Here is a 23,928-nt window from a genome sequence, read left to right as displayed (position 1 = left end):
TACGGACCGCTGCCGCGGCGGTGATGTCACCGACACGACATGGAAGGTTTTTAGAAACCTTCTTGTTGACGCTCCGCAGGGCGTGACGACGCCTTCCCGAGCCCGCCGGACGGACCCCCGCCCCATGACCGACGACCTCCGCACCACCCGCGCCGTCGCCTGCGAAGAGGCGGAGAACGTCGGGCGCAACGACAGCGCGAACCCGACCCTCGGAGAGATCATCGCCGCGCGTTTCTCCAGGCGGGAGATGATGCGCGGCGCGCTGGCGGCGACGGCGATCGCGGCCACGATCTCGCCCCGCGCGTTCGACGCCGCCGGCGCCGCTTGGGCCGCCGAGCCCGCGTCCCGGTTCGACTTCGAGGAGATCGAGGCCGGGATCGACGAGACCCACCACGTCGCGGACGGCTACGACGCCGACGTCCTGCTGCGCTGGGGCGACCCGCTGTTTCCGGGAGCGCCCGCCTTCGATCCCCTGACGCAGACGGCGGAGAAGCAGCGCCTGCAGTTCGGCTACAACAACGACTTCGTCGGCTTCGTGCCGCTCGACGGCTCCGCCGACCGCGGCCTGCTGGTCGTCAATCACGAGTACACCAACGAGGAGCTGATGTTCCCCGGGCTCAGGCGGCAGGACTCCAAGCAGGCGGCCTTCGCGGGAATGACCCGTGAGTTGGTGGACATCGAGATGGCGGCCCACGGCGGCTCGGTGGTCGAGATCGCCCGCGCCGGCGGCAAGTGGTCGGTCGTCGCGGACTCGCGCTACACGCGCCGCATCACCGCCGAGACCGAAATGGCGATCCATGGCCCGGCCGCCGGCCACGAGCGGCTCCGCACGTCCTACGACACGGAGGGCCGAAGCGTGCGGGGCATGATCAACAATTGCGCGGGCGGCGTAACGCCTTGGGGCACGTGGCTCACCTGCGAGGAGAACACCAACAACTACTTCTGGGGCGAGGTCGCCGACGACCACAGGGAAGCGAAGAACTACAAGCGCATCGGGATCACCGGCAGTCCCTGGCAGGCCTGGGGCCGGTTCCACGAGCGCTTCGACGTGACCAAGGAGCCGAACGAGCCGAACCGCTTCGGCTGGGTGGTCGAGATCGACCCGATGGACCCGGCCTCGACCCCGAAGAAGCGCACCGCCATGGGGCGCTTCAAGCACGAGGGGGCTGCGAACGCGCTGTCGGCCGACGGCCGGTTCGTCGTGTACCAGGGCGACGACGAGCGCTTCGACTACGTCTACCGCTTCGTGACGACCGCGAAGGTCGACATGGCGAACCGCGCGAACAACGCCGACATCCTCGACGACGGCGTCCTGCACGTCGCGCGCTTCGACGCCGACGGCCGCGGCCGCTGGATGCGTCTCGTCCAGGGCGAGGGCCCCCTCACCCCGGCGAACGGCTTCGCGAGCCAGGCCGACGTGGTGATCGAGGCGCGCCGCGCCGCGGACCTGCTCGGCGCCACCAAGATGGATCGCCCTGAGGACGTCGAGGCCAATCCGAAGACCGGCAAGGTCTACGTGATGCTGACCAACAATTCGAAGCGGAAGGCCGATCAGGTCGACGCCGCCAACCCGCGGCCGGAGAACGCCTTCGGCCACATCGTCGAGATCTCTCCGGACGGCGGCGACCATGCGGCGGAGGGGTTCGCCTGGGAGATCCTCGTGAAGTGCGGCGATCCGTCGATCGCGGCGGTGGGCGCGACCTTCTCCAGCGCCACCAGCGCGAACGGCTGGTTCGGGATGCCGGACAACTGCGCGGTGGACGCGCAGGGACGCCTTTGGATCGCGACCGACGGCAACGGTCCGAAAAGCACCAGCCGCGCCGACGGGTTGTGGGCGCTCGAGACCGAAGGGGCTGGCCGAGGCGCGTCGAAGCACTTCTTCCGCGTGCCGGCCGGCGCCGAGATGTGCGGCCCCTACTTCACCGCGGACGACACGACGCTGTTCCTCGCCGTCCAGCACCCCGGCGAGAGCGACGACGACAAGGCGCCGGGCACCTTCGAGGCGCCCGCCACGCGCTGGCCGGACTTCAAGCCGGGCATGCCGCCGCGCCCGGCCGTGGTGGTGGTGACGAAGCGCGGCGGCGGCGCGATCGCCTGACGCGTCGCCCGCCCGTCCGGGCGGGCCGGGACGGGAAGCCGCCCCGGAAGCGGTCGAGGCTCGACGTCTCGACCGGCGCCTTTGCGCGCTTTCGAACATCTCCGACGAGGCCGCTTGACGACCACGAGAACCGGGCGCATGCTTCGAGGGTCAACACAGATACGGGAGGTCTAAGACAATGACTCCACCGAAGCGTGTAAAGACACCGCGTTGACGCGCATCCGGAGCGCGAAGATTACGTGGCGAAAACATCATCAGGATTTTGAACGGCCGCTGTAGTTTGCGACGTCTTGATACGATCTGTCGGAGATCGGAACGACAGATACCCTGACGTTTAAGGACTGCAGTCGCCGTAAAAGAGCAGATCGAGAGCTCGCCGGTCCATCACCAGCCGAGCGCCTCCCAGGAGGCCGGCCGACACCCGAACGGACCCGCGTCATCGACGACATGAAGCGTCTCGCCGGCCCAGCCTGCGGGGCGTTTCTGTATGAGCGCGCCCGCGGGCGCGCCGATGCAGCGGGCGGCGGCGTCTCGCGACAAGGGCGGCCATTCTCGTCCGCACCGTGCATCGAGATGTGAAGCGGGGCGGTCCGTGCCTATCGCCAGCAAGGATCGGGCGGTCGCAGATCCCGGAGCGCGGTCGTTTCAAATTCATCGCACGTCATGCCCGGCGAAGCCGGATATGCACGACGGGGGCGTCGAGCCCTGACCGAAGCCATGGACGCTGACGCGAAAGCGCGGGCATGACGACGCGATGCGATCGAGCTGATCATGCACCAGTCTCCTGAAGCGTCGGCCGAACGTGAGAGCCGGAACGACCTCAGTCCTCGCGCGGGGCGCCGCCTTCGACCTTGGCGAAGCGCCGCCGGATGCCCTCGACGCGCCCCGGTTCGACGCGGATCGTCACCTCGACGGCGCCGTCGTCCTGGGGATGACGCGCCAGCACGTCGGCATGACCGAACAACCAGTTCACCCCGCCGCCGTCGTCCGGCGCCACGGTGACCATCAGCGTCTCGCGACCTGCCGACAGCCGCTCCTCGATCGCGCCGAGCAGGACGTCCTCGCCCTCCCCCGTGAGCGCCGAGACGAGCACGGGCCGCTCCGCGGCGTCGCGCCGGGAGATGGTCGCGGCCAGATTCTCGCGCGCGCCCTCGTCGAGCTTGTCGACCTTGTTCCAGACCTCCACGACGCGCTTCGCGTCGCCGAGGTCGATCCCGAGGTCCTTCAGCACGCCGGCGACGTCGGCCGCCTGCGCCTCGGTGTCCTCATGCGCGACGTCGCGCACGTGCAGGATGACGTCCGCCTCGATCACCTCCTCCAGCGTCGCCCGGAAGGCGGCGATCAGCTGCGTCGGCAGTTCGGAGATGAAGCCCACCGTGTCGGAGAGGATGGCGTGTGCGCCGTGCGGCATGGTGATCGACCGCAACGTCGGGTCGAGCGTCGCGAACAGCATGTCGGCGGCCACCACCTCGGCGCGGGTGAGCCGGTTGAACAGCGTGGACTTGCCGGCGTTGGTGTAGCCGACCAGCGCGACCACCGGATAGGGCACGCGCTTGCGGCCCGCGCGGTGCAGGCCGCGGGTGCGCTTCACCTGCTCGAGCTCGCGCTCGATCTTCAGGATCCGCTCGGTGATCATCCGGCGGTCGGCCTCGATCTGGGTCTCGCCCGGGCCGCCGAGGAAGCCGAAGCCGCCGCGCTGGCGCTCGAGATGGGTCCAGGAGCGGACGAGCCGGCTCTTCTGCCAGGTGAGGTGTGCGTGCTCGACCTGCAGCACGCCTTCCTTGGTGCGCGCGCGCCGGCCGAAGATCTCGAGAATCAGGCCGGTGCGGTCGAGCACCTTGGCGCCGAGCGCCTTTTCCAGGTTGCGCTGCTGCACCGGCGTCAGAGCGGTGTCCGCCACCACGAGTTCTATCTCGGACGCCTTGATGATGTCCGCGAACTCCTCGACCTTGCCCTTGCCAATGAAGGTGGAGGGCCGGATCTGCTGGAGCGGGACGAGCTTGCTCTCGAGCACGTCGAGGTCGATCGCCTGCGCGAGGCCGACCGCCTCCTCGAGGCGCGCGGCCGGACTGCGCTCGGCAGGGTCGCCCGCCCGGCGGCCGACCACGGGGGTCATCACGAAGGCGCGCGTCCGGTCGGCCCGGGCGGTCAGATGCCCGGCGCCGGCGTCGCGTACGCCCTCGTCATGGATGTCGATGTCGTCCTGTCGCATGCGTCTCCGTCACGGCGCCGATGCGCGCGCCGTCAGCGGGCGGCCCGCGCCGGCGCCTCGTCGGCCTCCTCCGGCTCGAAGAGCTGGATCGGATGGCCGGGCATCACCGTCGATATGGCGTGCTTGTAGACGAGTTGCGAGTGCCCGTCGCGGCGCAGCAGCACGCAGAAATTGTCGAACCAGGTGACGACTCCCTGCAGCTTGACGCCGTTCACGAGGAAGATGGTGAGCGGCACCTTGTTCTTGCGAACGTTGTTGAGAAAGGTGTCCTGGAGATTCTGGGAGCGTTCGGCCGCCATGTTCTTCTTCTTCCGTTAGAGGCTCAGGCCAGTTTGACGCGCCCGCGAGCGGCGGTTGGGAACCGACGCTTCGGCGCTAGGTTTTTTTTGGCCGCCCCGCGTTTTTCGCGACGGCGCCGCATGTGGCGGCGCCGCCCTTATTAACGCCACCACGCCCGGATTTCGCAAGAGCGAGATGAGCCCAAGAGCCGGCTCCGGCGTCGCGCGTCCACGGCTTTCGCCGCCGCGTCCCGTCAGGAGCGATGGGCGAACTCGTGGAAGCGGCGGCGCAAGCCGAGCGCGACCGGCCCGGGCTTGCTGTCGCCGACCGGCGCGCCGTCGATCGCGATCACCGGCGTCACGATCGCGGTCGCCGCGGTGTTGAAGGCCTCCTTCGCCCGCCGCGCCTCCTCCACCGTGAACGGACGCTCCTCGATCCGCATCTGCAGCTGTTCGGCCATGTCGAACACCGCCGCGCGGGTGACGCCGCGAAGAATGCCGTCGTCGGCCGGCCGCGTCACGATCACGCCCTCGGCCGTGACGATCCAGGCGTTGGTGGAGCCGCCCTCTGTGACGCGGCCCTCCCCGTCGACGAACCAGGCCTCCCGCGCGCCCGCCTCTTTGGCCTGCTGCTTGGCGAGGACGTTGGGGAGCAGGCCGATCGACTTGATGTCCACCCGCGGCCAGCGGTTCTCGGGAACGGTGATCACCTTGACCCCGGCTTCCGCCATGGCGTCGGCCTTCGCCCGGTCGGCGGAGCGCGACGTCACCACCAGCGCGGGCGCGGCGTCCGCGGGGAAGTAATGGTCGCGGCGCGCGACCCCGCGGGTCACCTGCAGGTAAACGATGCCGTCGCGCACCCGGTTTCGGCGCACGGTCTCGCGCAACACGATCTTCAGCGCCGCCTCGCCGAGGGGCGGCGCGATCTTCAGCTCCGCGAGCGAGCGCCACAGCCGGGCGAGATGGCGCGGCTCGTCGATCAGCCGCCCGTCCCGCACCTCGCAGACCTCATAGACGCCGTCGCCGAACTGGTAGCCGCGGTCCTCGATGTGGACGCCGGCGTCGGCGTGGCGGACATACTGGCCGTTGACGTAGGCGATGCGGGACATTGAGCGAGATTCCTGATCGTGAAACGCGTCATCCCGGCCGAAGCGAAGCGCAGAGCCGGGATCGTGCGCCGTTTTTGGCGCTTCATCCTGAAAACGATCCCGGATCTGCGCCGCTGCGCGGCTTGTCCGGGATGACGGCCTTCCTCACCCGATCCCGAGCGCCTTGAGCTTGCGGTGGAGCGCGGAGCGCTCCATGCCGATGAACTCGGCTGTGCGGGAGATGTTGCCGCCGAAACGGCTGATCTGGGCGAGCAGGTACTGCCGCTCGAAGATCTCGCGGGCCTCGCGCAGCGCGAGGCCCATCAGCTGCTCGCCGCCCGCCCCGTGCGGCGTCGGCGGCACCATGGTGCCGATCTCCGACGGCAGCATGGTGGCCGTCACCACCGCCTCCGGATCGCCGCCGGCGAGGATCATCAGGCGCTCGACGTTGTTGCGGAGCTGGCGGACGTTGCCCGGCCAGTCGTGGCTCTGCAGCACCGCCATGGCGTCCTCGCCGATGGTGCGCTTGGGGAGGCCCGTCGCCGACGAGATCTGCTCGAGGAAGAAGTCGATCAGTTCCGGAATGTCCTCGCGGCGCTCGGCGAGGCCCGGCACCCGCACGGGCACCACCGCCAGACGGTGAAACAGGTCCTCCCGGAACCGGCCCTCGGCGATCTCGTCCTCGAGGTTGCGCGCGGAGGAGGAGATGATGCGCACGTCCACCGAGACGCGCGTCGCGCCGCTGACGCGGGTGAAGGTCTGCTCGACGAGCACGCGCAAGATGCGGTTCTGCGTCTCCCGCGGCATGTCCGCGATCTCGTCGATGAACAGCGTGCCGCCATGCGCCTCCTCGAGCGCGCCGATCTTGCGGCTGCCGTTGACGCCCTCGACGCCGAACAGCTCCTCCTCCATCCGCTCCGGCGTGATGGTGGCGGCGTTGATCATCACGAAGGGCCCGCCGGCGCGCCCCGAGGCGTTGTGGATCGAGCGCGCCGCGAGCTCTTTGCCGGCGCCCGAGGGGCCGGTGATCAGGATGCGGCTGTTCGTAGGCGCCACGCGGTCCAGCGCGTTGCGGAGCTGGTTCATCACGGTCGAGCGCCCCACGAAGCGGGTGGGATGGCCCGAGCCGCGCTTGAGATCGCGCAGCTCCCGCTTCAGCCTGTAGGACTCGAGCGCCCGCTGGGCGATCAGCACGAGCCGGTCGGCCTTGAACGGCTTCTCGATGAAGTCGTAGGCCCCGCTTTTGATCGCCGCGACGGCGGTCTCGATGTTGCCGTGGCCGGAGATCATCACGATCGGCAGATCGGGATGCTGGCTGTGGATGAGGTCGAGAATCTCGAGCCCGTCGAGCTTCGAGCCCTGCAGCCAGATGTCGAGGAAGACCAGCTGAGGCCGGCGCTTCTCGATCTCCGCGAAGGCCTCGTCGGAGTTCCGAGCCGTCCGCGCGCCGTGGCCTTCGTCCTGAAGAATGCCGGCGACGAGTTCGCGGATGTCAGCTTCGTCGTCGACGATGAGGATGTCGGTCGCCATGAGAAGACTTGCACACTCCGAGTGGGAATTTCAGGCGGCGGAACGATCGGCCATATCAGGCCACCGGAGCCGCGCGGGATGGGACGGTCGAGGACGAGGCCGGCGCGCGAGCCTGGAACCAGAGCCGCACGAGGGCTCCGCGCCCGCCGGAGGCGACGTCGGGCGCATCGAGCAACTCCACGCCGCCGCCATGTTCCTCCATGATCTTGCCGACGATCGCGAGACCGAGGCCGGTGCCTTTCTCTCGCGTCGTCATATAGGGCTCGAGCAGGCGCTGTCTGTTTTCGGTCGGCAATCCGGCGCCGTTGTCGATCACGTCGATGATCGCCAGTTCGCCCTCCCGCCGCACGGACACGTTGATCCGGCCGGCGCCGCCGGCGTTCTCCGGAACCGCCTGCACCGCCTCGGTCGCGTTCTTCACGATGTTGGTGACGGCCTGCGAAATCAGCCGCCGGTCGAACATGGCGGGGGCCGGAACGTCGGCGCCGTCGAGCTCGATGCGGATGTCGGGATAGCCGACGCGCATCATGAAGACGCCCTGCTTCACAATCTTGGCGAGATCGTCCTCCTCCATCTTCGGCTTGGGCATGCGCGCGAAGGAGGAGAACTCGTCGACCATCCGCTTGATGTCGTCGACCTGGCGGATGATCGTGTCGGTGCACTGGTCGAAGATCTCGCGCTCCTCGACGATGACCTTGCCGTACTTGCGGCGGATGCGCTCCGCGGAGAGCTGGATCGGCGTCAGCGGGTTCTTGATCTCGTGCGCGATGCGGCGCGCGACGTCGGCCCAGGCCGAGGTGCGCTGCGCGGCCACCAGCTCCGTGATGTCGTCCAGGGTCACGACGTAGCCGTGCTCCTGCGCCGTCGAGGTCTCGGTCGTGAAACGGACGTTCACGGTGCGCTCGCGGCCCGCGCGCAGCAGCGTGACCTGTCCCTGCACCAGCCGTTGCGCCCGGCCGAGCGCGGCCTCGACCAGCGGGCTGAGCTCGGGCGCGGCCTCCTTCAGCGACAGGCCAAGCAGCTCGGTCTCCTGCGCTCCGAGCAGCTTCTCCGCCGTCCGGTTGATCAGCGTCACGCGGCCGGCGGGGTCGATGCCGATGACGCCCGCGCTGACGCCCGCGAGCATCGCCTCGGTGAAGCGGCGGCGGCTGTCGATCTGGTCCGAGGCCTCCAGCAGCTCGTTGCGCTGGCTGCGCAGCTCCGACGTCATCTTGTTGAAGGTCTCGGCGAGGCCGCCGAGGTCGCCCTGCTTCCGGGTGATCGGGACCTGGACGTAGAGGTTGCCCTGGCTGACCTGATCGGCGGCGGTGATCAGCCGGCGGATCGGCGAGACCAGCCGGTTCGCGAAGGCGAGGCCGAGCCAGATCGCCGCCAGCAGCAGCGACAGCGCCACCACAAGATAGAGCAGCGCGAAGGTCGCCTGGATCCGCGGTCGTCGGAGGGTGAGCGAGGAGTATTCCTCCGACCCCTGCTCCACCAGCCGCATGTAGCTGTTCGCGCGCGGATCCACCGGGCGGGCCACGAACAGCACCAGGTCGTCGTAGTTCGCGAGCTTGAGAACCGCGCCGATCGCGTTCTGCTTGCCCGGCGCGAGCAGCGTCGGCTCGTCGGTCGGCGCGCTCTGGACGTCGACCAGCGGGGGACGCGGAAACTCACGGCCGATCTGGATGTTCGCCCGCTCCACAACCGTCATGTCCGGTTTCAGGAGCTGCGCGACCGGCAGGCCGCGGATCTGCGCCTGGGCGGTGAAGAACTCCGCGAAGCGCTGGCGATCGTTGTCGAACAGCGGACGGGCGCGGTTCACGTCGCTCGCCATGGCGAGAATTTCGCCGCGGATCGAGCGGGCGTGCTCGTTGAGGTAGGCGCGCGCCACCACGAGGGAGTTGTCGACGATCTCGCGGACGCGGGTGGAAAACCAGCTGTCGAAGCCCCGGTCGATCGTCACCACCGCGAAGATCGCGAGCAGGGCCGCGGGCGTGACCGCGAGCAGCGAGAACAGCCCGACGAGGCGCCCGTGGATCTGGGAGCCGGCCTGCCCGCGCCGGCGCGCGATGAGAAACGCCCGGCCCTCCCACAGGATGATCAGGATCAACAGTCCCGCGAAGGCCGCGTTGACGTAGACCGCGATCTGCGAGGCGCGCTCGGTCGGCTCGATGTCGAACCGCCCCGTCAGCACCACGAAGGTGACGAGCGCCGAGATCAGCGCCGCGGCGACGCAGACCGGCCCGAGCAGGCCCGGGCCCCGCCTTTCGGGCGCAGCAACGGAGAGCTCAGGCGCGGCGGACGCGTCGCTTGGCATGAAACCTCAAAACAGGGGCGACGTTCGCGCCCCGTGGCGCTGCACCCGACGTCGCTCCCCCCGAACCCGAGTCGCCGTCGATCGATGATGCATCATGGGCACAGTGTTGTTCAAATGCGACAACTTCTGGGCGCGAGGAACCGGATATCAACGATCGCGTCATCTCTCGGGCGCGCCATGCCTCGAAACTTCGTTTGCGTGCGGCATGATAAATATATAAAGACATCTTTATGTCTAGCTCACCCCATCCGGCGCTTCGGCTCGGCCTCGACGTCGCTCTCTCGGCTCTGAAAGCCGCCGCGGAACCGACGCGTCTGCGGTTGCTCGCGCTTCTGGCGGAGGGCGAACTGACGGTGTCGGACATGACCGACATCCTCGGCCAGAGCCAGCCCCGGATTTCCCGTCACTTGAAGCTGCTGGTCGAAGCGGGGCTGGTCGAACGGCATCGCGAAGGGGCTTGGGCGTTTTTCCGACTGTCCGACGGCGCGGGCCACGACGCCGCGCTCCGCGCCGCGCTGTCCCGGCTCGACCCCGCGGACCCCGCTCTGCGCCGCGACCGCGAACGCCTGACGGAGGTCCGCGCCGCGCATCAGCAGGCGGCGGCGCGCTATTTCAGCGCCAACGCCGAGCGCTGGGACGGCGTGCGCGGGCTTCACGTCTCGGAAGCCGCCGTCGAGCGCGCGATCCTTGCCGCCGTCGGCGACGTGCGGATCGAGACCGCGCTGGACCTCGGCACCGGCACCGGCCGCATGCTCGAGCTTCTCAGCCCGCGCGTCGGTCGCGCGATCGGCGTGGACGCCAACCGCGACATGCTCGCCCTCGCCCGCGCCAATCTGGCCCGCGCCGGCGTCACCAACGCGCAGATCCGCCAGGGCGACATTTTCGCCCCGCCGGTCGAGACGAGCGCTTTCGACCTCGTCGTGGTGCATCAGGTGCTGCACTTCCTCGACGATCCGGCCCGCGCCGTGCGGGAGGCCGCGCGCGCCCTGCGGCCGGGCGGGCGTCTGCTCATCGTCGACTTCGCGCCCCACGGCATCGAGGAACTGCGGGAGCGCCACGCCCACCGCCGTCTCGGCTTCTCAAGCGAAGCGATAGCTGGCTGGCTGGCGGCCTGCGGCCTCGACCTCGTCGCTCACTCCAATCTGCCGCCGCCCGACGGCGACGGCGACAAGCTCACCGTTTCGCTCTGGCTCGCCCGCGATCCGCGGATCGTGTCGGACGCGCTCCCCTCTTCCTCGAACCTCGAGGTCGCCTGATGCCCAACCACCGTCTCTCCCGCGCCGCGCGCCGCCCGATCCGGGTGTCGTTCGAGTTCTTCCCGCCGAAGACGCCGGAGATGGAGGCGACCCTGTGGCGCTCGGTCGAGCGCCTCGCGCCGCTTGACCCCACCTTCATGTCCGTGACCTACGGCGCCGGCGGCTCCACCCGCGAGCGCACGCACGCTACCGTCGCGCGGATGGTGACGGACACCGTTGTGCCGCCGGCGGCGCACCTCACCTGCGTTTCCGCCACCAAGGCCGAGGTCGACGCCGTCGTGGACGCCTACCGCGAGGCCGGCGTCCGCCACATCGTGGCGCTGCGCGGCGACCCGGCGAACGGCGTCGGCGGCACGTTCGAGCCGCACCCCGGCGGCTACGCCTCGACGGCCGAGCTCGTCGCCGGCATTCGCCGACGCGCGCCGGAGATCGAGCTGTCGGTCTCGGCCTACCCCGAGAAGCATCCAGAGAGCCCGAGCCTCGAGGCCGACTTCGACGTGCTGAAGGCCAAGGTGGATGCTGGCGCGAACCGGGCGATCACCCAGTTCTTCTTCGACAACGACCACTACCTTCGCTACGTCGACCAGGCGCGGGCGCGCGGGATCCACATCCCGATCGTCCCGGGCATCGTGCCGGTGTCGAACTTCAAGCAGACCGCGAGCTTCGCGGCCCGCGCCGGCGCGACCGTGCCGGACTGGTTCGCCGCCCGCTTCGACGGCCTCGACAACGATCCGCAGACCCGGCAATTGATCGCCGCCGCCGTCGCCGCCGAGCAGGTGCTCGACCTGGTCGACCACGGCGTGAAGGACTTCCATTTCTACACGATGAACAAGGCCGACCTGGTCTATGCCGTGTGCCACCTGCTCGGCCTGCGGCCGACCGGCGCCGCAGCGAAGGCCGCCGCGGCCTGAGACGGTGCATTTCTGAGGAAACGCGCCCATCTTAAGGACGAGATATCCACGGAGCTGACGCCATGGCCGAGCCTGACAACCTCGTTCTGACCCTGCTGCGGGAACTGCGGCACGACATGAATGCGCGCTTCGACGCGATCGGCGCCCGTTTCGACGAAGTCGACGGACAGTTCGCGGCGCAAGACAAGAAGCTCGAAGCCATTCGGGAAGCGCTGAAGAGCGAGACGATCCTCGGCCGTTACGTCGTGAACGGCGTCGACGATCGACGGGAGGCGATCGAGAAACGTCTCGAGGCGCTGGAATCGGTGAAGTAAGGAGTTGAGATCATGAGCGACGTCGAAACCACGCTGCGGAAGCTCGCCTCCGAGCGCATCCTCGTGCTCGACGGCGCGATGGGCACCATGATCCAGCAGCGCAAGTTCTCGGAGGCCGACTTCCGCGCCGAGCGCTTCAAGGACTGGGGCCGCGACCTCAAGGGCAACAACGACCTGCTGATCCTGACCCAGCCGGACGCCATCCGCGAGATCCATCTGGAGTACTTCCGGGCGGGCGCCGACATCGTCGAGACCAACACCTTCTCCTCGACCACGATCGCCCAGGCCGACTACGGCATGGAGGCGCTCGCCTACGAGCTGAACGTCGAGGGCGCCCGGCTCGCGCGCCAGGCGGGCGACATCGCGGCGAAGGAGGACGGTCGTCCGCGCTTCGTCGCCGGCGCCATCGGCCCCACCAACCGCACCGCCTCGATCTCGCCGGACGTGAACAACCCCGGCTTCCGCGCCGTGACCTTCGACGAGCTGGCGACCGCCTACGGCGAGGCCGCGCGCGGCCTGATCGAGGGCGGCGCCGACGCGCTGCTGATCGAGACCATCTTCGACACGCTGAACGCCAAGGCCGCGGTGTTCGCGCTGGAGGAGATCTTCGCCGAGCTCGGACGCCGCCTGCCGGTGATGATCTCCGGCACGATCACCGACCTTTCCGGCCGCACGCTCTCCGGCCAGACGCCGGCCGCGTTCTGGAACGCGCTGTCGCACGCGCAGCCGCTGTCGGTCGGACTGAACTGCGCGCTCGGCGCCAAGGAGATGCGCGCCCATGTGGCGGAGCTCTCGCGCGTCGCGGACACGTTGATCTGCGCCTACCCCAACGCCGGCCTTCCCAACGAATTCGGGCTCTACGACGAGAGCCCGGAGGCGATGGCCGTCCTGGTCGGCGAATTCGCAAGCTCCGGTCTCGTCAACATCGTCGGCGGCTGCTGCGGCACCACGCCCGCCCACATCGCGGCGATCGCCGAGGCCGTGAAGGGCAAGGCGCCGCGGACGATCCCGGAGGTCGCGCCCAAGATGCGGCTTTCGGGGCTGGAGCCGTTCGAGCTGGTGGCGTGATCGTCATCACACATGTAGGTCCTGCAAGCTCCTTAGCGTGAGGACCTACTTTTTCACTCTCCGGCCACCTCATGCTGAGGAGGCCCGGAGGGCCGTCTCGAAGCACGCACTCGGCTCTCCACGAACTCTTATGAAGACGGACGCCCTATGACCTCCGCCGCCTCCCGCTTCGTCAACGTCGGCGAGCGCACCAACGTCACCGGCTCCGCGAAATTCCGGAAGCTGATCACGGCCGGCGACTACGCCGCGGCCCTCGACGTCGCGCGCGAGCAGGTGGAGAGCGGCGCGCAGATCCTCGACGTCAACATGGACGAGGGCCTTCTCGACTCGGAGAAGGCGATGGTCGAGTTCCTCAACCTGATCGCCGCCGAGCCCGACATCGCCCGCGTGCCGGTCATGATCGACTCGTCGAAGTGGTCGGTGATCGAGGCGGGCCTGAAGTGCGTCCAGGGCAAGCCGATCGTGAACTCGATCTCGCTGAAGGAAGGCGAGGAGAGCTTCATCCATTACGCCCGCAAGGTGCGCGCCTACGGCGCGGCCGTGGTCGTGATGGCGTTCGACGAGCAGGGCCAGGCCGACACCTTCGCCCGCAAGACCGAGATCTGCGCCCGCGCCTACAAGATCCTGACCGAGCAGGTCGGTTTTCCGCCTCAGGACATCGTGTTCGACCCGAACGTGTTCGCAGTCGCGACCGGCATCGAGGAGCATTCGAACTACGGCGTCGATTTCATCGAAGCCACGAAGTGGATCCGCGAGAACCTGCCCCACGCGCATGTGTCGGGCGGCGTTTCGAACCTGAGCTTCGCCTTCCGCGGCAACGAGCCCGTGCGCGCGGCGATGCACTCCGTGTTCCTGTACCACGCGATCGCGGCCGGCATGGACATGGGCATCGTCAACGCGGGCGCCCTGCCCGTCTATGACGACATCGACCCGGAGCTGCGCGAGCTCGCCGAGGACGTGGTTCTGAACCGCCGGGCGGACTCGACCGACCGGCTGCTCGCCGTGGCCGACAGGTTCAAGGGCGGCAAGCAGGAAGCCCGCGTCGTCGACACCAAATGGCGCGACCAGCCGGTGGCGAAGCGGCTGGAGCACGCGCTGGTCCATGGCGTCACGGAGTTCATCGAGGCGGACACCGAGGAGGCGCGCGCGCAAGCCGAGCGTCCGCTGCACGTCATCGAAGGCCCGCTGATGGCCGGCATGAACGTGGTCGGCGACCTGTTCGGCGCGGGCAAGATGTTCCTGCCGCAGGTGGTGAAATCCGCCCGCGTGATGAAGCAGGCCGTCGCCTACCTCATGCCTTACATGGAGGAGGAGAAACGGCTCTCCGGCGCGACCCAGCGTCAGGCCGCCGGCAAGATCCTGATGGCGACCGTGAAGGGCGACGTCCACGACATCGGCAAGAACATCGTCGGCGTGGTCCTGCAGTGCAACAACTACGAGGTGATCGACCTCGGGGTGATGGTGCCGGTGCAGAAAATCATCGCGGCCGCCCGCGAGCATGAGGTCGACGTCATCGGCCTCTCCGGCCTCATCACGCCCTCGCTCGACGAGATGGTGACGGTCGCCTCCGAGTTGGAGCGCGAAGGTTTCGACGTGCCGCTGCTGATCGGCGGCGCGACCACCTCGCGCATCCACACCGCCGTCAAGATCCACCCCGCCTACGACCGCGGCCAGGCCGTGCACGTGCTCGACGCCAGCCGCGCCGTCGGCGTCGTCTCGCAGCTGCTGTCGCCGGACAACAAGGCAGGCTACGTCGCCGGCGTTCAGGCCGACTACCTCCGCCTCGCCGAGCAGCACGCCCGGGCGCAGGAGGACAAGGTGCGCGCGCCAATCGCCGCCGCCCGAGCCAACCGCCACGTGCTCGATCTTTCCAAGGTGCAGCGGAAGCCCTCGTTCCTCGGAACGAAGGTGTTCCACGAGATCCCGCTCGAGACGCTGATCCCCTACGTCGACTGGACGCCGTTCTTTTCGACCTGGGAGCTGCACGGCCGGTATCCCGAGATCCTGACGAGCGAGAAGTACGGCGAGGCCGCGAGGAACCTCTTCGAGGACGCCACCGCCATGCTGCGCCAGATGGCCGAGGAGAAGTGGCTGGAGGCCCGCGCGGTGATCGGCTTCTGGCCGGCCGCGGCCCGCGGCGACGACGTCGTCCTGTTCAAGGACGAGACCCGCACGGAGGAGCTCACGGTCCTTCACACGCTCCGCCAGCAGATGGCGCGCTCGAAGGACAAGCCGAACCTCGCGCTCTCCGATTTCGTGGCGGACGAGGCGAGCGGCGTCGCGGACTATGTCGGCGGCTTCGCGGTGACGGCCGGCATCGGCGAAGAGGCGATCGCCCAGCGCTTCGCCCGCGCCAACGACGACTACAACGGCATCCTCGCCAAGGCGCTGGCCGACCGTCTCGCGGAGGCCGCCGCCGAGTACATGCACGCCGAGGTGCGCCGTGAGCATTGGGGCTACGCGCCGGACGAGGCGCTGTCGAACGACGACATGATCGCCGAGAAGTACGACGGCATCCGCCCCGCGCCGGGCTATCCCGCGCAGCCCGACCACACCGAGAAGGGCGCTCTGTTCGACCTGCTGGACGCCCCGAAGGCGATCGGGCTCACCCTGACCGAGAGCTACGCGATGTGGCCGGGCTCGGCGGTGTCGGGGCTCTACTTCAGCCACCCCGACAGCCGCTACTTCGGCCTCGGCAAGATCGACCGCGACCAGGTGATCGACTACGCCGCCCGCAAGGGCTACGCCCTTGCCGACATGGAGCGCTGGCTCGCGCCGGTGCTGAACTACGACCCCAACCGCATCGCGAAGATCGCCGCGGAGTGAGGACGGGAGCGTCCGCGGATGGCGGGCGCGAGTGAAATGAGATCCTAGTTTTGATGCTGCAGATCGTGGATCAGGCGATCCATGCCTGCGCGCCATTGGGGTCCGTCCGACGGCGATTCATCCCAAAGTTCCTGCAGCTCCGACTGATCCTGCCGAATACGCCTCAGAGCATGGATCGCAGGGCGGCAAAGGTCTTCGCCAGCAGGACCTCGTATCCCTGCGCCAAGCCGATGCGATTCGGCCAGAAGATGAGCCGCAGCTACTGCTCGTTGCGCCTCAGGGCGCTCGAGGTAAACCTCTGTGGGCAGAGTGGCCGCTGCAAATGCCGCGAGGAAAATACGAGCATCGCGGTCCGCCTCGAACTCAGCTTGCAACTCCGCGGCCTCGTCGTTCGCCAGATGGCCCAGATCCCACGTCCCCATCAGTCCGCTCGCTCCGCTCACCATGCTCTCTAATACGACCAGTGATGAGTCGGCTGCAGCATTAACGAACATGGGCGCAGGGCTTAAAACGAATGCTGCCCAGAGAACGGTCCCGGATCGGCCTTAGGCCGTCCGGGATGACACGCCGCCCCTCACGCCGCCGCGTGCAGCGCCGCCGTTCGCCGGTAAAGCACGTGCGGCAGGCCGGCGTGCTGGAACGGCTTGTCGTAGGCGAAGGCGAGGCGTTCGATCACCGCGAGAGAGTGCGTGTTCGCCTCGGTCGTGAAGGCGACGATCTCGGGCAGCCCCAGGTTCTCGAAGCCGAGCTGAAGCGCCGCGGCGCCGATGCGGGTCGCGTGGCCCTTGCAGCGCAGCTTCGGCATCAGCGCGTAGGCGAGCTCGACCGTCTTCTCCCCGTCGGCCTCGCAGCGGCGGATGCCGGCCCAACCGGCGAAGGACCCGTCCCGCATGTCGCGGAGGAACCACAGGCCGAAGCCGGCGTCGCGCCAGTGGGCGCGGGCGCGGGTGATGAAGCTGCGCGCGGCCTCGGGCGGGCGCACCCCGCCGAGCGTGACCATGACCGCGGGATCGGCGAAGGCCGCGGTGACCGCGTCGACGTAGCCGTCGTGCGGCACGTCGGCGAGAATGCCCTCGATCTCGAGGATCGTCGGATAGCGAGCGCTGAGCATCGCGGCGCGTCCTGTTTTCCGCCTGTCGCGGCCGTCCGCGGTTGGGTCCGCAGATCAGATGTCAAATGACATAAGACGATCGTGGCATCCTGAAGACGGGATGGACAAGATCGTCTTCAGTCGAGTGGAGAAACGCCGGCTTCGATCGTCGTAAGCCCACGCGCGGCGAGCGCGCAGACCAGGGGCGACGGCGCCGTCCGGTTCGAGGTGAAGAGCGCGCGGCGCTCGGCGGGCGGCCCCGCCGGCATGGGCGAGGCGCTGAGCAATGCGGCGACGCGGCGGGCGACCGCCGGCGCCGGGTCGATCCAGGCGACGTCCCAGGGGCTGAGCCCGCGGAAGCGCCGGGTGAGCAGCGGAAAGTGCGTGCAGGCGAGGGCGACCGCGTCGGTGCGGCGGCCGTCCTCCTCCACGAAACAGGGCGCGATCTCGGCGGCGAGCGCGCCATCGTCGATCGGCGCGCCGCGAAGCTCGGCCTCCGCAAAGGCGGCGAGGTTCGGGGCGCCCACGAGCGTGACCTTCACCGATCCCGCAAAGGCGTCGATCATGGCGTGCGTGTGCTCGCTTCGGGCGGCTCCGGGAGTCGCCAGCACGGTGACGAGACCCGAGCGCGTCGCGGCCACGGCGGGCTTCACCGCAGGCACCGTGCCCACGAACGGCAGCGCGAAGCGGGCGCGCAGCGCCGGCAGAGCGAGCGTGGAGGCGGTGTTGCAGGCGATGACCACGAGGTCGGGAGCCTCCCGGTCGATCAGCCGCTCCATTACCGTCACGATCCGGGCGACAAGGCGTTCGGGCGAGAGCGCGCCGTAGGGGAAGGCGGCGTCGTCGGCGGCGTAGACATAGGCCGCGTAGGGAAACGTCGCGACCAGCTCGGCAAGCACCGTCAGGCCGCCGAGGCCTGAATCGAACACGAGAATGCGAGGCGTCCGGTCGAGCGGCGGAAGCGCCGCATTGGTGAGCCCCGCGAACAGATCCACGCCCATGCCTTCCGCCACGCCCTTCGCAACCGCACTCTACGACGCCCATTGAACGCCGGGATGGTTACCGAAACGTGGCGAGCGGCAAAGGTTCGCCGAGCGTTGCAACGCGGCGACAGTGGCCGCGCGGCGCTTGCGGCGCAGAGACGGCACCCCCTAGCATGACGCCGCCGCTTCGCCGATCAGGACCCTTCGTGACCTCTCTCCGCCGCCTCGCGCTCGCCTGCCTTGCGCTGCTGTTCGCGACGGCGGCCTCGGCCGAGGTCGTCTACGACCGCGGCAACTCCGGCGAGCCGGAGACGCTCGACCCGCACCTCGTCTCCACCGTGCAGGAGGCGAACCTGATGCGCGAGCTGTTCGAGGGCCTCACCGCCCACGACGGCCGCGCCGACGTCGTGCCGGGCGTGGCGGAACGCTGGGAGGTCTCCGACGACGGCCGAACCTGGGTCTTCACGCTCCGGCCCGACGCGCGCTGGTCGAACGGCGATCCGGTGACGGCGGAGGATTTCGCGTTCTCGCTCCGCCGGATCCTCGACCCGTCCTTCGCGGCGAAGTACGCCAACCTGCTCTACCCGATCCTGAACGCCGAGAAGGTCAACAAGGGCGAAGCGCCGAGGGAGGCGCTGGGCGTCGTGGCGCGGGACGCGCGCACGCTGGAGATCCGGCTGGAGCGGCCGACGCCCTACTTCCTGGAGCTGCTGACCCACCAGACGACCTATCCCGTGCACCGCGCGAGCGTGGAGCGCTTCGGCCGCGACTGGCTGAAGCCCGGGCGCATGGTGACGAACGGCGCCTACCGGCTGGCCGAGAACCTGCCCAACGACCACATCCGGCTGGAGAAGAACCCGTTCTTCCACGCGGCCTCCGAGGTCGCGATCGACGTGGTGAACTACGTGCCGCTGGAGGACCGCGGCGCGGCGCTCCGCCGCTTCCAGACCGGCGAGATCCAGTCCTACGACGACGTGCCGGCGGAACAGATCGCTTTCATCCGCCGCACGCTCGGCGACCAGCTCCGGATCGCGCCTTACGTCGGCGTCTACTACTACGCCGTGAACGTGCGGAAGGCCCCGTTCTCAGACCCACGCATCCGCCGCGCGCTCTCCATGGCGCTCGACCGGGAGTTCATCGCCGACAAGGTCTGGGCCGGAACGATGCTGCCCGCCTACGGCTGGGTTCCTCCTGGGTTCGACGGCTACGCCCCGGTCGAGGCGTCGTGGCGGGCGATGTCGCAGCTCGAGCGGGAGGACGCCGCGAGCGCCCTTCTCAAGCAGGCCGGCTACGGCCCGGGAGCGAAACGCCTCGAGGTCGAGATCCGCTACAACTCCAGCGAGAACCACCAGAACACCGCGACGGCGATCGCCGACATGTGGAAGGCGATCGGCGTCTCGACCCGCTTGATCAACTCGGACGGCAAGACCCATTTCGCGCATCTGCAGAACGGGGGCGACTTCGACGTCGCCCGCGCCGCCTGGATCGCCGACTACCGCGACCCGCAGAACTTCCTGTTCCTGGGGCTCAGCGACAACGTCGGCTTCAACTATCCCGGCTGGAAGAGCCCTCCTTACGACGCGCTGGTGAAGGCGTCCGACGACATCGCCGACCCCGCCGCGCGCCTCGCCACGCTTGGGAAGGCGGAGGCGATCCTGGTCGACGAGCAGCCGATGATCCCGATCCTGTTCTACGCCTCCAAGGCGCTGGTCTCCCACCGGCTGAAGGGGTGGGAGGACAACGTCATGGACATCCATCCCACGCGCTACCTGAGGCTGGAGCCATGAGGGCGCGCGCCGCCGTCGTCCCGGCTGACGAGAAGCGAAATGCCGGAACCCATCACCCCTACGGCGCGAGGGGATGGCGCCTCGGTCGTTTGCGGGGGGGGTTTGGGGCGCGGGGACTCCCCCCCCCGCCCCCCCGCCGGGGGGGGGGGGGGGGGGGGGCCCCCCCCCCCGGGGGGGGGGTGGGTTTGGGGGGGGGGGTGGCGCCGCAAAGTACCCGCGGGCGGGGCGGCCTTCTGACGCCGCGCTCCATCCTGAACCACCCCCACCCCCGGCCCCTCCCCGCAAGGGGGAGGGGGGCAGGCCTCGCTTCTTCGGAAGTGAGCGTTCCATGACCGCCTTCCTTGTCCGCCGTCTGCTCTGGGCCATCCCGACGCTGTTCGCGGTGGTCACGCTCTCCTTCGTCCTGATGCGCTTCACGCCCGGCGGGCCGTTCAACGCCGATCAGGCGCTGGCGCCCGCGGTGCTCGAAAACCTCAAGCGCGCGTACCGGCTCGACCAACCGCTGATCGTGCAGTACCGCGACTACCTTGCGCAGCTGCTCCGGGGCGATCTGGGCCCGAGCTACAGCTACCGCGACTTCACCGTGACGGAGCTGTTCGCCCGCGCCCTGCCCTATTCGCTCCAGATCGGCGGCGCTGCGCTGCTGCTGTCGCTCGCCGTCGGCGTCTCGCTGGGCGCGCTGGCGGCGAAACGGCGAGGATCGGCGCTCGACGCGGTCGTCACCACGCTCGCGGGCCTCGGCGTCACCGTGCCGAGCTTCGTCATCGCGCCGCTGCTGTCGCTGGTGTTCGCCGTCTGGCTGGGCTGGCTGCCGGCCGCCGGTTGGGGCGAGGGCGCGCTCGCCTACAAGATCCTGCCTGTGGTCGCGCTCGCGCTGCCGCAGATCGCGGCCTTCGCCCGGCTGACCCGCGCCGCGACCATCGAGGCGCTGAAGGCGGACCACATCCGCACCGCCCGCGCCTACGGGCTTCCCGAATGGCGGGTGACGGCCCAGGCCCTACGCGCGGCCGGCGGCCCGGTCGTGTCCTACCTCGGGCCGGCGGCGGCGGGGCTGCTCACAGGCTCGGTCGTGGTCGAGACGATCTTCGGCATTCCCGGCGTCGGCCGCTATTTCGTGCTCGGCGCGCTCAACCGCGACTACGCACTGGTCATGGGCACGGTGGTGCTGGTCGCGGTCTTCATCGTCGCCTTCAACGTGCTGGTCGATCTCGCCTACGCCGCGCTCGATCCCCGGATCCGCCATGACTGACGCGGCGCTGACGGCTTCTCCTCTCCGCGGCGGCCTCGGCCGGCGCGCGCTCGAGCGGCTGCGGCGTGACCCCGTGGGACTTGCGGCGCTCGGGCTTCTGCTCGCCATCGCCGCCGTCTGCTTTGTCGGCCCGTGGCTCTCGCCGCATCCTCATGACCGCGTCTACCGCTCCTACGTGCTGGTCCCCCCGAGCCTCCAGCCCTATCCACAGGAGGAGACGCTCGAGGCCGCGCTGCGCTCCGCGCTCGCGCGCGGCCGGGTGGAGCTTAAGAGTCTTTCCGTCGAGGGCGGTCGTTTCCGGGCGGTGGCGACGTCGGAGCAGCCCATCGATCCGCGGGTGCTCCGCTACGTCGATCGCGCCGACGAGTTTCGCAACGCCCGTCTTGCCGAAACCCGCGATGGCGGCAGAACGGCGACGCTCGACGGCGAGGTCAGCCGGGTTCGTTTCCTGATGGGGACCGACGCCAACGGGCGCGACCTGCTGGCGCGCATCCTCGTCGGCGGCCAGGTCTCGCTCGCGGTCGGCGTGCTCGCCACCCTGACGAGCCTCGTCATCGGCGTCGCCTGGGGCGCGATCGCGGGCTTCATCGGCGGTCGAACCGACGACCTGATGATGCGGACCGTGGACGTGCTCTACGCCCTGCCCTTCGTGTTCCTCGTCATCCTGCTGGTGGTCGCCTTCGGCCGGAACGTCGCGCTGCTGTTTCTGGCGATCGGCGCAATCGAGTGGCTCGACATGGCCCGCATCGTCCGCGGCGAGACGCTGCGGCTGAAGAGCCGCGAGTTCGTGCAGGCCGCCCGCGCGCTGAGCGTGGCGGAAGGGCGGATCCTCACCCGCCACATCCTGCCGAACATGATCGGGACCGTCGTCGTCTTCGCCACGCTGACGGCGCCGAAGGTGATCCTGCTCGAAAGCTTCCTGTCGTTCCTCGGGCTCGGCGTGCAGGCGCCGCTGACGAGCTGGGGCGCGCTGATCGCGCAAGGCGCGGGCAGCCTGCAGGGCGCGCCGCACCTCCTGCTGTTTCCCGCGGCCTTCTTTATCGCGACGCTCGCCGCCCTCAACGTGCTGGGCGACCGGCTCCGCGACGCGTTCGATCCGAAGGAGCGGTAGAGGCGCTGAAACGAGGTGCGTGCTTCGAGACGCGCCTTCGGCGCTCCTCAGATAAACGCCCCTCCCCTTGCCGCCCCTCGGAGCGGCGCGCTAGAAGACGCGCGACCCATGACATCCAGCGCCGGCCGTCTCACGCCGCGCGCGCATCCCACGCGAGCCCGAGACCCCATGGCACAGCGCGAATTCATCTACCATATGAGCGGCTTGTCGAAGTCGTACGGCGCCAAGAAGACCCTCGACAACATCCACCTCTCGTTCTACCCGGACGCCAAGATCGGCATCCTCGGCCCGAACGGCGCCGGCAAATCGACCTTGCTGAAGATCATGGCGGGGATCGACAAGGAGTACACCGGCGAGGCCTGGGTCGCGAAGGGCGCCCGCGTCGGCTACCTCGCGCAGGAGCCGCAGCTCGATCCCAACAAGACGGTCCGCGAGAACGTCATGGAAGGCGTCGCGTCGAAAACGGCGATTCTCGAGCGCTACAACGAGCTCGCCATGAACTACTCCGACGAGACCGCCGACGAGATGACGGAGCTTCAGGACCGCATCGAGGCGCTCGGCCTCTGGGACCTCGACAGCAAGGTCGACCAGGCGATGGACTCGCTGCGCTGCCCGCCGGACGACTGGAACGTGGAGAAGCTCTCGGGCGGCGAGAAGCGCCGCGTGGCGCTGTGCAAGCTGCTGCTCGAGGAGCCCGAGCTGCTGCTGCTGGACGAGCCCACCAACCATCTCGACGCCGAGACCGTCAGCTGGCTGGAGAACCATCTCCGCAACTATCCCGGCGCCATCCTGATCATCACCCATGACCGCTACTTCCTGGACAAGGTGACGAGCTGGATCCTCGAGATCGACCGCGGCCGCGGCATCCCCTACGAGGGCAACTACTCCGCCTGGGTGGTGCAGAAGCAGAAGCGGATGATCCAGGAGAACCGCGTCGAGGAGGCGCTTCAGCGCACGCTCCAGCGCGAGCAGGAGTGGATGGGCAACAGCCCGAAGGCCCGTCAGGCCAAGAACAAGGCCCGCATCCAGCGCTACGACGATCTTGTGGCGAAGGCGTCCGAGGCCGGCCCGACCAGCGCCCAGATCGTCATCCCGATCGCGGAGCGCCTCGGCGCGAACGTCGTCGACTTCGAAAACATGTCGAAAGGGTTCGGCGACAAGCTGCTGATCGAGAACCTGACCTTCAAGCTGCCGCCCGGCGGCATCGTCGGCGTCATCGGGCCGAACGGCGCGGGCAAGACCACGCTGTTCCGCATGATCACCGGCCAAGACAAGCCCGACAAGGGCGAGATCAAGGTCGGCGAGACGGTGCAGCTCGGCTATGTCGACCAGTCGCGCGACTCGCTCGATCCGAACAAGAACGTCTGGGAAGAAATCTCGGGCGGCACCGACGTGATCTACCTCGGCAAGCGCGAGGTGAACTCCCGCGCCTATGTCGGCGCCTTCAACTTCAAGGGCGCGGCCCAGCAGAAGAAGGTCGGCGACCTCTCCGGCGGCGAACGCAACCGCGTGCACCTCGCCAAGATGCTGAAGTCGGGCGCCAACGTCCTGCTGCTCGACGAGCCGACCAACGACCTCGACGTCGAGACGCTGCGGGCGCTCGAGGAGGCGCTCGAGGACTACGCCGGCTGCGCCGTGATCATCAGCCATGATCGCATGTTCCTCGACCGCATCGCGACGCACATGCTGTCGTTCGAGGGCGACAGCCACGTCGAATGGTTCGAGGGCAACTTCCAGGACTACGAGGAAGACAAGAAGCGCCGCCTCGGTCCGGACTCGGTCGAGCCGAAGCGCATCAAGTACCGCCAGTTCGCGCGCTGACATAAGT

General features: G+C 68.9%; 16 protein-coding genes and 1 pseudogene. 9 read left to right on the top strand and 8 right to left on the bottom strand.

Annotated elements, in window-relative coordinates; all coding sequences use genetic code 11:
• Nucleotides 1-124: 124 nt before the first annotated feature.
• Nucleotides 125-2,098 (top strand): PhoX family protein, encoded by a 1,974-nt coding sequence (locus JOD31_RS17620; protein ID WP_204951742.1) that lies wholly within the window; start codon nucleotides 125-127, stop codon nucleotides 2,096-2,098.
• Between the two features lie 820 nt (nucleotides 2,099-2,918).
• Here the strand turns inward: JOD31_RS17620 and hflX are convergent.
• The 5 genes from hflX to JOD31_RS17595 form a co-directional block, all read right to left on the bottom strand.
• Complete coding sequence (gene hflX, locus JOD31_RS17615; RefSeq protein ID WP_204951741.1) at nucleotides 2,919-4,310, bottom strand: GTPase HflX; 1,392 nt, start codon at nucleotides 4,308-4,310, stop codon at nucleotides 2,919-2,921.
• 32 nt (nucleotides 4,311-4,342) lie between these two features.
• Entirely contained in the window at nucleotides 4,343-4,609 is a 267-nt protein-coding gene (hfq, locus tag JOD31_RS17610) for an RNA chaperone Hfq (protein WP_020185473.1), read from the bottom strand.
• A gap of 233 nt (nucleotides 4,610-4,842) precedes the next feature.
• Nucleotides 4,843-5,697: a D-amino-acid transaminase gene (locus tag JOD31_RS17605; RefSeq protein ID WP_204951740.1), complete on the bottom strand. Its 855-nt coding sequence runs from the start codon at nucleotides 5,695-5,697 to the stop codon at nucleotides 4,843-4,845.
• Nucleotides 5,698-5,841: 144 nt separating this feature from the next.
• Entirely contained in the window at nucleotides 5,842-7,206 is a 1,365-nt protein-coding gene (gene ntrX / locus JOD31_RS17600) for a nitrogen assimilation response regulator NtrX (protein WP_204951739.1), read from the bottom strand.
• 55 nt (nucleotides 7,207-7,261) lie between these two features.
• Nucleotides 7,262-9,505, bottom strand: a complete 2,244-nt coding sequence (locus JOD31_RS17595) for a sensor histidine kinase NtrY-like (protein ID WP_204951738.1) — start codon at nucleotides 9,503-9,505, stop codon at nucleotides 7,262-7,264.
• Between the two features lie 230 nt (nucleotides 9,506-9,735).
• On the opposite strand from JOD31_RS17595, the gene JOD31_RS17590 reads away from it, so the two are divergent.
• The 4 genes and pseudogenes from JOD31_RS17590 to metH all read left to right on the top strand — a co-directional run bounded on the left by JOD31_RS17590 (nucleotide 9,736) and on the right by metH (nucleotide 15,880).
• The gene (locus JOD31_RS17590; RefSeq protein WP_204951737.1) at nucleotides 9,736-10,761 is read left to right on the top strand and encodes an ArsR/SmtB family transcription factor; all 1,026 of its coding nucleotides are present in this window, start codon (nucleotides 9,736-9,738) and stop codon (nucleotides 10,759-10,761) included.
• Nucleotides 10,761-11,672: a methylenetetrahydrofolate reductase [NAD(P)H] gene (gene metF, locus JOD31_RS17585; protein ID WP_204951736.1), complete on the top strand. Its 912-nt coding sequence runs from the start codon at nucleotides 10,761-10,763 to the stop codon at nucleotides 11,670-11,672. Before JOD31_RS17590 ends, metF begins: the two co-directional genes overlap by 1 nt.
• Nucleotides 11,673-11,734: 62 nt before the next feature.
• Nucleotides 11,735-11,986 carry a hypothetical protein gene (locus JOD31_RS17580; protein ID WP_204951735.1) on the top strand — a complete coding sequence of 84 codons (252 nt, stop codon included), beginning with the start codon at nucleotides 11,735-11,737 and terminating at the stop codon, nucleotides 11,984-11,986.
• A gap of 12 nt (nucleotides 11,987-11,998) precedes the next feature.
• A pseudogene (gene metH, locus JOD31_RS17570) lies at nucleotides 11,999-15,880 on the top strand (methionine synthase).
• Nucleotides 15,881-15,924: 44 nt separating this feature from the next.
• On the opposite strand, the gene JOD31_RS17565 reads toward metH, so the two are convergent.
• The 3 genes from JOD31_RS17565 to murI form a co-directional block, all read right to left on the bottom strand.
• On the bottom strand, nucleotides 15,925-16,374 hold the full coding sequence (locus JOD31_RS17565; protein ID WP_204951732.1) for a DUF4259 domain-containing protein: 450 nt from the start codon (nucleotides 16,372-16,374) through the stop codon (nucleotides 15,925-15,927).
• An 80-nt stretch (nucleotides 16,375-16,454) separates the two neighbouring features.
• Complete coding sequence (locus JOD31_RS17560) at nucleotides 16,455-16,991, bottom strand: GNAT family N-acetyltransferase (protein WP_204951731.1); 537 nt, start codon at nucleotides 16,989-16,991, stop codon at nucleotides 16,455-16,457.
• Nucleotides 16,992-17,107: 116 nt separating this feature from the next.
• Nucleotides 17,108-17,971 carry a glutamate racemase gene (gene murI, locus JOD31_RS17555; RefSeq protein WP_204951730.1) on the bottom strand — a complete coding sequence of 288 codons (864 nt, stop codon included), beginning with the start codon at nucleotides 17,969-17,971 and terminating at the stop codon, nucleotides 17,108-17,110.
• 155 nt (nucleotides 17,972-18,126) lie between these two features.
• Between murI and JOD31_RS17550 the strand changes: the two genes are divergently transcribed.
• The 4 genes from JOD31_RS17550 (at nucleotide 18,127) to ettA (ending at nucleotide 23,921) form a co-directional block, all read left to right on the top strand.
• The gene (locus tag JOD31_RS17550) at nucleotides 18,127-19,740 is read left to right on the top strand and encodes a peptide ABC transporter substrate-binding protein (RefSeq protein ID WP_210341568.1); all 1,614 of its coding nucleotides are present in this window, start codon (nucleotides 18,127-18,129) and stop codon (nucleotides 19,738-19,740) included.
• Between the two features lie 328 nt (nucleotides 19,741-20,068).
• Nucleotides 20,069-20,989 carry an ABC transporter permease gene (locus JOD31_RS17545; RefSeq protein ID WP_204951728.1) on the top strand — a complete coding sequence of 307 codons (921 nt, stop codon included), beginning with the start codon at nucleotides 20,069-20,071 and terminating at the stop codon, nucleotides 20,987-20,989.
• Complete coding sequence (locus tag JOD31_RS17540; protein ID WP_204951727.1) at nucleotides 20,982-22,100, top strand: ABC transporter permease; 1,119 nt, start codon at nucleotides 20,982-20,984, stop codon at nucleotides 22,098-22,100. The genes JOD31_RS17545 and JOD31_RS17540 overlap by 8 nt, the downstream gene beginning before the upstream one ends.
• A gap of 168 nt (nucleotides 22,101-22,268) precedes the next feature.
• Nucleotides 22,269-23,921 carry an energy-dependent translational throttle protein EttA gene (gene ettA / locus JOD31_RS17535; RefSeq protein WP_204951726.1) on the top strand — a complete coding sequence of 551 codons (1,653 nt, stop codon included), beginning with the start codon at nucleotides 22,269-22,271 and terminating at the stop codon, nucleotides 23,919-23,921.
• Nucleotides 23,922-23,928: the final 7 nt, after the last annotated feature.

Origin of the sequence: Methylopila capsulata, assembly GCF_016907975.1 — a bacterium.
Classification (GTDB): domain Bacteria; phylum Pseudomonadota; class Alphaproteobacteria; order Rhizobiales; family Methylopilaceae; genus Methylopila; species Methylopila capsulata.
The sequence above is the reverse complement of the archived record's forward strand: the minus strand, read 5'-3'. Positions and strand labels throughout refer to the sequence as shown.

What these genes read in the sequence shown, in the direction of transcription:
- ntrX (WP_204951739.1), bottom strand. Translation starts at nt 7,206, where the DNA reads ATGGCGACCGACATCCTCATCGTCGACGACGAAGCTGACATCCGCGAA.
- JOD31_RS17620 (WP_204951742.1), top strand. Translation starts at nt 125, where the DNA reads ATGACCGACGACCTCCGCACCACCCGCGCCGTCGCCTGCGAAGAGGCG.
- hflX (WP_204951741.1), bottom strand. Translation starts at nt 4,310, where the DNA reads ATGCGACAGGACGACATCGACATCCATGACGAGGGCGTACGCGACGCC.
- JOD31_RS17540 (WP_204951727.1), top strand. Translation starts at nt 20,982, where the DNA reads ATGACTGACGCGGCGCTGACGGCTTCTCCTCTCCGCGGCGGCCTCGGC.
- murI (WP_204951730.1), bottom strand. Translation starts at nt 17,971, where the DNA reads ATGGGCGTGGATCTGTTCGCGGGGCTCACCAATGCGGCGCTTCCGCCG.
- JOD31_RS17595 (WP_204951738.1), bottom strand. Translation starts at nt 9,505, where the DNA reads ATGCCAAGCGACGCGTCCGCCGCGCCTGAGCTCTCCGTTGCTGCGCCC.
- ettA (WP_204951726.1), top strand. Translation starts at nt 22,269, where the DNA reads ATGGCACAGCGCGAATTCATCTACCATATGAGCGGCTTGTCGAAGTCG.
- JOD31_RS17565 (WP_204951732.1), bottom strand. Translation starts at nt 16,374, where the DNA reads ATGTTCGTTAATGCTGCAGCCGACTCATCACTGGTCGTATTAGAGAGC.
- hfq (WP_020185473.1), bottom strand. Translation starts at nt 4,609, where the DNA reads ATGGCGGCCGAACGCTCCCAGAATCTCCAGGACACCTTTCTCAACAAC.
- JOD31_RS17550 (WP_210341568.1), top strand. Translation starts at nt 18,127, where the DNA reads ATGACGCCGCCGCTTCGCCGATCAGGACCCTTCGTGACCTCTCTCCGC.
- JOD31_RS17580 (WP_204951735.1), top strand. Translation starts at nt 11,735, where the DNA reads ATGGCCGAGCCTGACAACCTCGTTCTGACCCTGCTGCGGGAACTGCGG.
- metF (WP_204951736.1), top strand. Translation starts at nt 10,761, where the DNA reads ATGCCCAACCACCGTCTCTCCCGCGCCGCGCGCCGCCCGATCCGGGTG.
- JOD31_RS17605 (WP_204951740.1), bottom strand. Translation starts at nt 5,697, where the DNA reads ATGTCCCGCATCGCCTACGTCAACGGCCAGTATGTCCGCCACGCCGAC.
- JOD31_RS17545 (WP_204951728.1), top strand. Translation starts at nt 20,069, where the DNA reads ATGACCGCCTTCCTTGTCCGCCGTCTGCTCTGGGCCATCCCGACGCTG.
- JOD31_RS17590 (WP_204951737.1), top strand. Translation starts at nt 9,736, where the DNA reads ATGTCTAGCTCACCCCATCCGGCGCTTCGGCTCGGCCTCGACGTCGCT.
- JOD31_RS17560 (WP_204951731.1), bottom strand. Translation starts at nt 16,991, where the DNA reads ATGCTCAGCGCTCGCTATCCGACGATCCTCGAGATCGAGGGCATTCTC.